The following is a 9987-nucleotide window of genomic DNA, read 5'->3' on the forward strand; positions in this document are numbered from 1 at the left end:
GCTACCTCAACGCACGCATTCACCCGGAGCCGCCGTGGCCGTGGCGGTGGTGGAGATCCGGCCAGTGGCGGTGGCCATGCGCTGTGGCTTCGTGTACGTGTCGATGCGAGTGCCACAAAGGCGCTGGCCCGGGATGCTCGTGATCGTGGTGCCCGTCGTCGTGCCGGTGCGCGTGCTCGTGCATAGCCGCGTCATGCTCGTGTGTGTGGGCATGGTTCTCCAAGGTCAGGAGGCCGACCCCGGCGATGAAGAGCAGCGCCGATCCCCCGTGAACTGGACTGAGCGATTCCGCTAGCAGGAGCACGGAGAAGATGACGCCAAAGAGCGGAGCGCTGGCAAAGGCGACCTGTGCTCGGGTGCCGCCGAGCGCCTGTGCCGAGGTGATGTACAACACGATGCTGGCGCCGTAGGCCCAGATGCCGACGAACAGTGCCGCGAGCAGCGGCACGAGCCCCGCGCTGAGCGGGGCCAAAACCAAACCGATGACCAGGTTGGTGGTACCTGCCACCAGCCCTTTCCAGAAGGTGCTCTGGCTCGGTGTCATGCCGTCGATGAGAGCAGTGAGGTGATTATCCAGCCCCCAGCACACGCACGCGAGGAGGACCAGGCCACCGGCCATCATCCCGCTCGGGCCGCTGGGCAAGGCTAGGAGACCTGCTCCAGCGAGGGCGCAGGCCACGCCGGCCCAGCCGCGGAGCCCAAGGTGGTCGCGGAAGACTAAGGTGCCAAGTAGGGCGGTGGCGGCGGTCTCGAATGTGAGCCAGAGCGAAACCGACGTAGCGGTCGCCACGCGAAGGCCGAGCAGAAGCAGCACCGGTCCGCAAATTCCGCCGGCAACGACGGCGCCGAGCAGTCGGAGGCGGTTCAGTTGATCGCTTCGATCCGGCAGGCGAATTCCCCCTCCTCGCCGCGCCGCCGGCAATACTCCAACTGCTGCGCCCAGGTAGAGCAGGCCGGCGAGCTGAAACGGGGAGAGATCCGACAGAAGCAGCTTGCTGGTCGGAGTTGCAGCCCCGAACAGAGCGGCTGCCAGGACGGCGAGTCCTACCGCGCGCATCACCACGTCATTGAACCCGACGGTAGCGGGCAAGGCAAGTTCTCACCCGCAGGGGTGGGAGAGTGCGCTCGCAGGGGTGTGCGACAAATCTGTGGGTAACGTGCAGCCGACCGGGCAAATCCTCACCAGTCAGTACTGTGTACTGTCAGGCCGAGGCCCATGGCCGAGGGACGCAATCTGTCATTCCCGCGAAAGCGGGAATCCACGGCACCGGCTCGGTACGACCCGCCAGCGCAACTGCTTGTCCATAGCGCCAAACGCCGAACTGGATTCCCGCTTTCGCGGGAATGACGGCCATAACACCGAACAGGATCAGGGTCGGCACCACGTTACCCACAAATTTGTCGCGCACCCGGTTAGTGCCCCCGGCGCGAATCGACCGCGGACTAACAGGTTCCGGAGGGGGCAAGCCGTGGCTGGAGGCACGACGGTGGTCGAGCGCGCGGCGCGGCTTCAGCCGGCGCACGAGGGTTGGCGTTCTTCGACTTGCAGGTCAGCGGCGTCTTCGACCGGCTCGCTGCGCTCGCTCGGGCGCGGCAGGGTGAAGTAGAAAGTCGCGCCGCGTTCGACGGCACCATCGGCCCAGATGCGGCCGCCGTGGCGGTGTACGATGCGCTGGACGATGGCCAGGCCGATGCCGGTACCGTCGAACTCGGCGTTGCTGTGCAGGCGCTGGAAGGGGCCGAATAGCTTGCCGGCATAGGCCATGTCGAAGCCGGCGCCGTTATCGCGCACGAAGAAGCCCGCTTCATGCTCGGGGCTGGGGGCTGCAGGCTGGAGGCTGGAGGCGGTGATCGGCAATGTCCCGACCTCGATCAGGGCGTGATCGTGCTTGCCGGTGTATTTCCAGGCGTTGGCCAGCAGGTTTTCCAGCACCAGGCGCAGCAGCCGCGGATCACCTTGCGCCAGCAACCCGTCGGCGATTTCGACCTGCACCCGCCGTTGCGGCTCGCGCCGCCGCAGTTCGGCGGCCACCGAGCGCGCCAGCGAGGTCAGGTTCACGCGCTGGTGGCGCATATCATTGCGGGTGACGCGCGAGAGATTGAGCAGGTCGTCGATTAGTTGCCCCATGCGCGTGGTGCCGGCTTGGATGCGCTGGATGTGTTGCTGCGCTTCGGCGTCGAGCTGAGGGCCGTACTCCTGCACTAAGATCTCGCCGAAGCCGGCGATCGAGCGCAACGGGGCGCGCAGGTCATGAGCGACCGAATAGCTGAAGGCCTCCAGCTCGCGGTTGGCCGCCACCAGCTCGGCGGTGCGCGCGGCCACCCGCCGCTCCAGTTCGGCGGCGCGCTCCGCCAGCGCCCGCTCCGCCTGCTTGCGCTCGCTGATGTCACTGAACACCACGACCGCGCCGGCGATGCCGCCGTTGCCGGTAATCGGGGTGCTGACGTACTCGACCGGGAAGCTGCTGCCGTCACCTCGCCAGAAGCATTCGTCGCTGACCCGGTATACAGCGCCGTCGTGAAAGGCGGCAAAGATCGGGCAGTCGCTCGCCGGATACGGCTGACCGTCACCACGCGAATGGTGAATCTGTGCGTGCATGTTGCAGCCGAGCAGCTCCTGCGGGCGATAACCGAGCAGCCGGGCGGCGGCGGCATTGACGAAGGTGGCCCGGCCTTCGCGGTCCAGCCCGTAGATGCCTTCGCCGGCAGCTTCGAGAATGAGATCGACACGCGCTTCCAATGAGCTGGCGTAACCGGCCAAGGCCTGGCGCACCCGCGCCAGCTCGGCGAACACCGCCACTTTCGAGCGCAGGATTTCGGGCACCACCGGCTTGGTGAGATAGTCGACCGCACCAAGGGCATAGCCGTGGGCCGCCGTGCCCTCGTCCTTGCTGGCGGTGACGAAGATGATCGGCGTGCCGCGCGAGCGCTCGCGCGAGCGGATTTGCGCCGCGGTCTCGAACCCGTCCATGCCGGGCATGACCAAGTCGAGCAGAACGACGGCAAAGTCGTGCGCCAGCACTTGGCGCAGGGCCTCGACCCCCGAGTGCGCCTTGATCAGCTGGTAATCGCAGCCGTCGAGCATTGTCTCCAGCGCCAGCAAGTTGTTGGGCTTGTCGTCGACCAGCAAGACCTTGATCGTGGTGCCGTCGTTGCTGTTGGTCATGGTTCCGCTCCGGTCTCCGTGCGCGGCGCGGCGGGGCGTTGTCCTGCCGCCGCGAAGGCGCAGCGCGGGCAGGTGCTGCGGCCGTCACCATTGAGACAACGCACCCGGCGCAGCACGCGGCCACAGCCGGCACAGGTGATTGCCGGCGTGCCTTCTACCCGCAGCAACGTTCACGAGCGGCTGTCCAGTGCGACATGGACCGGCGTATGTCGCAGCAGACAAACGTGCAAATGCTCGACCAGCAGTTCGCGCGCGTAGCCGCTCGGCGCCGCCACAATCAATCCGCCGCCGGCAAATGAAATATGCGCCACCCCCTTCATGCCTCACACTCGTTGTTACGATACCCCAACCGCGCGCACTGCCAAGGGACGGCAGTGGAATCATCGCGTAGGACGATGCCGACAGACTTCCCGCCTCGGACGGCGCCCACGGGCTTCGCGCTTCGGATTACGGATTACGCCCCCGCGGAGCGGAGTCGTAGAGACGCGGCGCGGGCGAGAGCAACACGCGAAGGGATGCGGGTAGAGCGATGGCGCGCACAGCGGGCGTGCTTCAAGTCAAATCGCCGGCCGGAGGAAATGCCTCCCTCTCCCCGCATGTTTTTGCGGGGAGAGGGTCGGGGTGAGGGGCTCGCCCGTTTTTCGGCGCAGCGAAGGACACGAAGAGCTCGAAAGATGAACCCCTCACGCCAGCCCTCTCCCCGCAAAACGATGCGGGGAGAGGGAGCGGAGTCGTAGAGGGGAGACGCGGCGCGAGGGAACACCACGCGAAGGGCTGCCGGTAGGGCGGTGGTGCCATGACAGCGGTCGAGTTTCAGGTCAGGAGCGCGGCAATCCGAAGCGTGCTCGCTCGGTGCGCTCTGTGCCTCTGTGGTTGGCCGGCTCCTCTTTCAATCCGCAATCGATAATCACACCAGGCCGCCACGGATAGCGTAGGCGATCAGGTCGGCGGTGGTCTTCATCTCCATCTTCTCCAGCATGCGGGTGCGGTAAGTGCTGACGGTCTTCACGCTCACGCCCAGGGTGTGGGCAATCTCTGTGACGGTCTTGCCGGAGGCCAGCAGGCAGAGGATCTCGAACTCGCGGTCGGAGAGCACAGCGTGCAGTGGGGCCTCGCCCTGGTCGCCCCAGGCCAGCAGCACCTTCTCGGCCAGTGACGGGCTGACGTAGCGCCCGCCGCTGACTACTTTATGGACAGCCTCGCGCAGCTGCTCGGGCGCGCTCTCTTTGGTCAGGTAGGCGGCGGCGCCGGCCTTCAACGCCCGCACGGCGTACTGATCCTCGGCGTGCATCGTCAGCACCAATACGGGCACGTCGGGCTGGTAACACTTGGCTTGCTTCAACACGTCCAGGCCGTGGCGATCGGGCAACATCAGGTCGAGCACGAAAACGTCCCAGGGTTCGGCCTGCAACTTGGCCAACGCCTCGTTGCCGCTGGCGGCTTCGCCGATCTTGCCGATCAGCGGGTCGTCGCCCAGCAACTGCTTGAGCCCCTCGCGGACGATGGGGTGGTCGTCGCAAACCAACACTTTCAGCATGGGTCTGGCTCCGAATCCGGCCGCTCGCCGCCGCCAAGCGGCAATCGCACGCTGAGCGTGGTGCCGGCGCCGGGCTCGCCGTTGATTGCCAGCTCTCCGCCCCACTGCTGGGCCCGTTCACTCATACCAAGCAAGCCCAAGCCCGTCGGCCGGGAGGATTGCTCGGGGGTGATACCGACACCATTATCGCGTACAGTCACCTGCAGTGCGCCAGCGTCCTGGATTACGTCGATGGTGACGGTATCGGCTTGCGCGTGGCGGGCGACGTTGGTCAGTGCCTCCTGCACGATGCGGAAGACGGCAACCGCACGGTCGCGGTCGGCGCTCAGCGCCAGCGCCGGCATGGTCAGCACACAACGGATGTCGCAGCGCCGTTCGAACTCGCCCGCCTGCCATTCCAGCGCCGGGCCCAGGCCGAGGTCGAGCACCGCCGGCCGCAGGGCAGCGCCGATGCGGCGCACCTCCCGCACGGTCTTGTCGATCAGCCGGCCCATCTTGTCAGCGTGCAACGCCAGCTCCGCCTGCTCCGGCGACAGCCGCTGTTTGAGCCAGGCCAGGTCGAGCTTCAGCACCGTCAGCGCCTGACCGAACTCATCGTGGATCTCGCGGGCGATGCGCAGGCGTTCTTCTTCCTGGGCCGCGTGCAAGCGTGCCGCGAGGGCGCGCAGCGCCTGGCGCGAGCGCAGCAACTCCTGGCCGGCTTGCCGCCTGTCGGTGATGTCTTCGCTGGTGCCGACGTAGCCCAGCAGCGAGCCGTCGTCGGCCCGCATCGGGGCGGCGCCGGCTCGCACCCAGCGTACTTGTCCATCGGGGCGCCGGATACGAAACTCGCGCCGAAACTCCCGGCCCTCGCCCACCGCCGCGGCCCATTCGGCAATGACGCCGTCAAGGTCGTCCGGATGCAGCCACTGCCGCCAGCGCTCGCCCAACGACTCGGCAAAGCTCACCCCGGTGATCCGCTGCCAGGCGGCGTTGGTGTAAGTGCAGCGACTGCCCTTGTCGGTGGTGAAAATGCCGATGGGCGAGCAGGCGCACAGCGAGCGAAAGCGCTCCTCGCTCTCCGCGATCGCCGCTTCCGCTTGCTTGACCGTAGCCACCTGCACCCGCAAGTGCTCGTTAGCCCGCTGCAACTCCCGGGTGCGTTCGCCCACCTGCAATTCGAGCTGCTCGTGCGCCTGCCGCAGCGCCAGCTCCGCTTGCTTGCGCTCGGTGATGTCCAACCAACTGCCGGTGGTCTCGATCGCACAACCGAAGCGGTCATAACGCACGGTGGCCTGGTCGAAGAACCAGCGGTAGTTGCCATCAGCGCACTGCCAGCGATATTCCACGCTGATCGCCCCACTGGCGATGATCCCGGCGAACTCGCGCAACACCCGCTCGCGGTCGTCCGGGTGCAAACGCGAGGCCCAAAAGTCGGGCTGCTCGATGAAACTCGCCGGGGCAAAGCCGCTCACCCGCTCGATGCTGTCGCTGACCCAGGTGGTGAGGGTGCTGGCGGTTTCGCAGCAATACACCACCACCGGAATCGAGCCCAGGACGTGTTCCAGGTGAGCTGAGGCGTTATCGAGGCCAACCCGCCGCAAGGTAGCGCCGCCGGTACGGCCACGCGGCGGAAGGCGGGAAACGCCCCTACTCTGATCACGCGCGGCCCGTTTGGCTTGCATCGGTCGGTGCCTCGTTCCCCGGTCTCGTGCACTACATGCTGGCGATTGCGTGATCTATATCCTAGCTCGCGGCGTCTGGGAAGAATATTTCGCAGCCGGCGAGATCAGGCTCTGTAGGTGCCAGAAACACACGAGCCCCTGACCCCGACCCTCTCCCCGCAAAAAATGCGGGGAGAGGGTCGGGGTCACGCGAGGAGAGGGGGCGGGATTTGTGGCTTGTGGCTTCATGGGGCTTTGGGGATGGTCACGTAGAAGATGCTACCTCCTTCGGGGTTGTCCTCGATCCAGACGCGGCCGTGGTGGGCCTGCATAATCCGTTTGACAATGGCCAGACCCAGGCCGGTGCCTTTCACTCCCTTTTGATCGAAACGGGCGAAGCGGGTGAAGAGCTGGGGCTTGTCGCTGTCGGCGATGCCGTCGCCCCAGTCCTTTACCGCCACGCTGTAGCAGTCGCCGCCATCGCTCAGGCTGGCCTCGATGCGCTGGCCGGCGGGGGAGTACTTGATGGCGTTGTTCAGCAGGTTGGTGAAGACGTTACTGAGCAGCGGGCTGGCGGCGGCGAAACACTCGCCGCTGCCGCGATAGCGCAGCTGCTGGTGCTTCTGCGCCGCCAGCTCCTGCACCTCGCTGAGCGCGGCGTGCATGAGGGCATCGAGATCGAGCGGTTGCAGCTCCAACGCCTCAGGTGATTCGAGCCGCGAGTACAAGCTGGCGGCGCGGATGATCTCGGCCAGCTTGAGCGCGTTGCTCTGCGCCGTATGCGCCAGCTCCCGTTGCAGCTCGGTGCCGGCATCCTCGGCCAGCAAGTCGGTGGCGCCCTGGATCACCATCACCAGGTTCATGATGTCGTGGCGAATGATGTCGATGAACAGGTTCCTGATATTGAGCGCCTCTTCGAGCTGCGCCGTGCGCTCGCCGAGAGCGCGCTCGAGGCGCTTGCGCGCCATGGCATGGTAAATGGCGCGCGTCAGCACGTGGCTCGTCAATTCACCTTTGACCAGGTAGTCCTGCGCCCCGGCCTCTACCGCCCGGATCGCCAGCTCGGTGTCATCGAGTCCCGTGAGCACGATGATGGGCAAATCGCCGGCGTGGGCTTGCACCGTCGCTAACGTCGCCAAGCCCATACTATCGGGCAGTGACAAATCGAGCAGCACCGCATCGAACGCCGCCTCGCGCAGGCACTGCACCGCCGCCACCACCGAGTCACGCCAAGTGAGCGCAAAGCCGCCCGGCGCCGCCTCGGCGAACAACTCCTGGATCATCCGAGCATCGCCCGGATTGTCCTCAGCCAACAGCAAGCGGGCGGCATGCGCGATTTCGGATTGCGTAGATTGCGGATTGCTGATTGCGGACCACTCCACTGGGGATTGCCGATTACGGAATGCGGATCGCAGACTCGGCGGATTTCCGGCTTCCGGGCCCGGCCCGATCGGCGTTCGGTGCTCCATATGCAATCCGCTCGTCGTTCATGATGACCTTACCTCTTGCCCGGGTGATGAGCGTAACCACCTAGCGTGCCACCATACGAAGCGGAGAGTCTGGGCGTACAAAGCGCGCCGCCGGCTCATCCTCTCTCGCAGCGTTGCGAAGGCCGCGCCCTGGCTCTCCTATTTGTGGCGCTGGCGGCTGCTCCGGCCGCACGCGCAGGCTGTCACCTTCGCTGGCACGCGATTCGCCTAATCAACACTCCCATCGAACGATTGGCGCAGCGGGACGAAGGTCGGTAGCGCGATGTGAGTCGCCGCGGAAGCTCCGCGGGAGCCGGGGTAGTCGGATAACTCCTACGGCGGGGGTCAAGTGACAGGAGGCGAGCATGGCAACTACGGAACGTTCGGGTGAACCTAACGCCGGCTTTGACGTCCGGCAGCTGCTCAATGCGCTGCAGGCCGTCAAACGCGGCGACTTCTCGGCGCGCTTGCCGGCGGACTGGACCGGCATCGACGGCAAGGTGGCGGACACTTTCAATGAGGTGGTCGAGTTGAACGCCCGTTTGGGGCGCGAACTCGATCGCGTCAGCCGCGTCGTCGGCAAGGAGGGCAAGCTCTCCCAGCGCGCCGTCTTCAAAGACGTCGGCGGCTCGTGGGCCGGCATGATGGAGTCGATCAACACCCTGGTCAGCGACTTGGTCACTCCCACGGTTGAGATCACCCGCGTGATCGGCAGCGTGGCCAAAGGCGACCTGGCGCAGAGTGTGGCGATGGAGGTCGACGGCCGGGCACTGCAAGGCGAATTCCTGCGCACCGCCCGCACCGTCAACACCATGGTCGAGCAGCTCGGCACCTTCGCCTCCGAGGTCACCCGCGTCGCCCGCGAGGTCGGCACCGACGGCAAGCTCGGCGGCCAGGCCACAGTCACCGGCGTCGCCGGCACGTGGAAGGACCTCACTGACAGTGTCAACTCGATGGCCGCCAACCTCACCGGCCAGGTGCGCAACATCGCCGACGTGACGATCGCGGTGGCCAACGGCGACCTCTCCAAGAAGATCACCGTCGATGTGCGCGGCGAGTTCCTGCAGTTGAAGGACGCCATCAACACCATGGTCGATCAGCTGCGCTCGTTCGCCTCCGAAGTCACCCGCGTCGCCCGCGAGGTCGGCACCGACGGCAAGCTCGGCGGCCAGGCGATCGTGCCGGGTGTCGCCGGGGTGTGGAAGGACCTCACCGACAACGTCAACTCAATGGCCGCCAACCTCAGCGGCCAGGTGCGCAACATCGCCGACGTCACCACCGCGGTGGCCAAGGGCGACCTCACCCGCAAGATCACCGTCGATGCCAAAGGCGAAATCCTCGAACTCAAGAACACCGTCAACACCATGGTCGATCAGCTCAGCTCGTTTGCCGCCGAGGTCACCCGGGTGGCGCTCGAAGTCGGCACCGAGGGCAAGCTCGGCGGCCAGGCCGAAGTCAAAGGGGCGGCCGGCACCTGGCGCGACCTGACCGAGAGCGTCAACGGCATGGCCGCCAACTTGACCGCGCAAGTCCGCAACATCGCCGAGGTCACCACCGCGGTGGCCACCGGCGACTTGCGCCGCAAGATCACCGTCGATGCCAAAGGCGAAATCCTCGAACTCAAGAACACCATCAACACCATGGTCGATCAGCTCGGCTCGTTCGCTTCCGAAGTCACCCGCGTCGCGCGTGAGGTCGGTACCGACGGCAAGCTCGGCGGCCAAGCCGAAGTCAAAGGCGTCGCCGGCACTTGGCGCGACCTGACCGAGAGCGTCAACGGCATGGCCGCCAACTTGACCGCGCAAGTCCGCAACATTGCCGAGGTCACCACCGCGGTGGCCAAAGGCGATCTCACCCGCAAGATCACGGTCGATGCCAAGGGCGAGATTCTCGAACTCAAGAGCACCGTCAACACCATGGTCGATCAGCTCAGCTCCTTCGCCTCTGAAGTCACCCGCGTCGCCCGCGAGGTCGGCACCGACGGCAAGCTCGGCGGCCAAGCGCAGGTGCCGGGTGTGGGCGGTACGTGGAAAGACCTCACCGACAGTGTCAACGGCATGGCCGCTAACTTGACCGGCCAGGTACGCAACATCGCCGAGGTCACCACCGCGGTGGCCAAAGGCGATCTCACCCGCAAGATCACGGTCGATGCCAAGGGCGAGATTCTCGAAC

General features: G+C 66.0%; 7 protein-coding genes. 1 reads left to right on the forward strand and 6 read right to left on the reverse strand.

Annotation, left to right across the window (positions count from 1 at the left end):
• Positions 1 to 19: 19 nt before the first annotated feature.
• From HY699_24215 to HY699_24240, 6 genes are all read right to left on the reverse strand, one after another.
• Positions 20 to 1057 carry a DMT family transporter gene (locus tag HY699_24215; GenBank protein MBI4518912.1) on the reverse strand — a complete coding sequence of 346 codons (1038 nt, stop codon included), beginning with the start codon at positions 1055 to 1057 and terminating at the stop codon, positions 20 to 22.
• Positions 1058 to 1510: 453 nt separating this feature from the next.
• The gene (locus tag HY699_24220; GenBank protein MBI4518913.1) at positions 1511 to 3166 is read right to left on the reverse strand and encodes a response regulator; all 1656 of its coding nucleotides are present in this window, start codon (positions 3164 to 3166) and stop codon (positions 1511 to 1513) included.
• Between the two features lie 170 nt (positions 3167 to 3336).
• Positions 3337 to 3486, reverse strand: coding sequence for a hypothetical protein (locus tag HY699_24225; protein ID MBI4518914.1), 150 nt, complete (start codon positions 3484 to 3486; stop codon positions 3337 to 3339).
• A 587-nt stretch (positions 3487 to 4073) separates the two neighbouring features.
• The gene (locus tag HY699_24230) at positions 4074 to 4703 is read right to left on the reverse strand and encodes a response regulator transcription factor (protein ID MBI4518915.1); all 630 of its coding nucleotides are present in this window, start codon (positions 4701 to 4703) and stop codon (positions 4074 to 4076) included.
• Positions 4697 to 6367: a PAS domain-containing protein gene (locus HY699_24235; protein MBI4518916.1), complete on the reverse strand. Its 1671-nt coding sequence runs from the start codon at positions 6365 to 6367 to the stop codon at positions 4697 to 4699. Before HY699_24235 ends, HY699_24230 begins: the two co-directional genes overlap by 7 nt.
• Before the next feature lie 224 nt (positions 6368 to 6591).
• Positions 6592 to 7728, reverse strand: coding sequence for a hybrid sensor histidine kinase/response regulator (locus HY699_24240; GenBank protein MBI4518917.1), 1137 nt, complete (start codon positions 7726 to 7728; stop codon positions 6592 to 6594).
• Positions 7729 to 8180: 452 nt separating this feature from the next.
• On the opposite strand from HY699_24240, the gene HY699_24245 reads away from it, so the two are divergent.
• Positions 8181 to 9987 (forward strand): HAMP domain-containing protein (locus tag HY699_24245; protein MBI4518918.1); only part of this gene is annotated, 1807 nt, incomplete at its 3' end.

It is taken from the genome of Deltaproteobacteria bacterium, assembly GCA_016210005.1.
GTDB lineage: Bacteria > Desulfobacterota > Binatia > HRBIN30 > JACQVA1 > JACQVA1.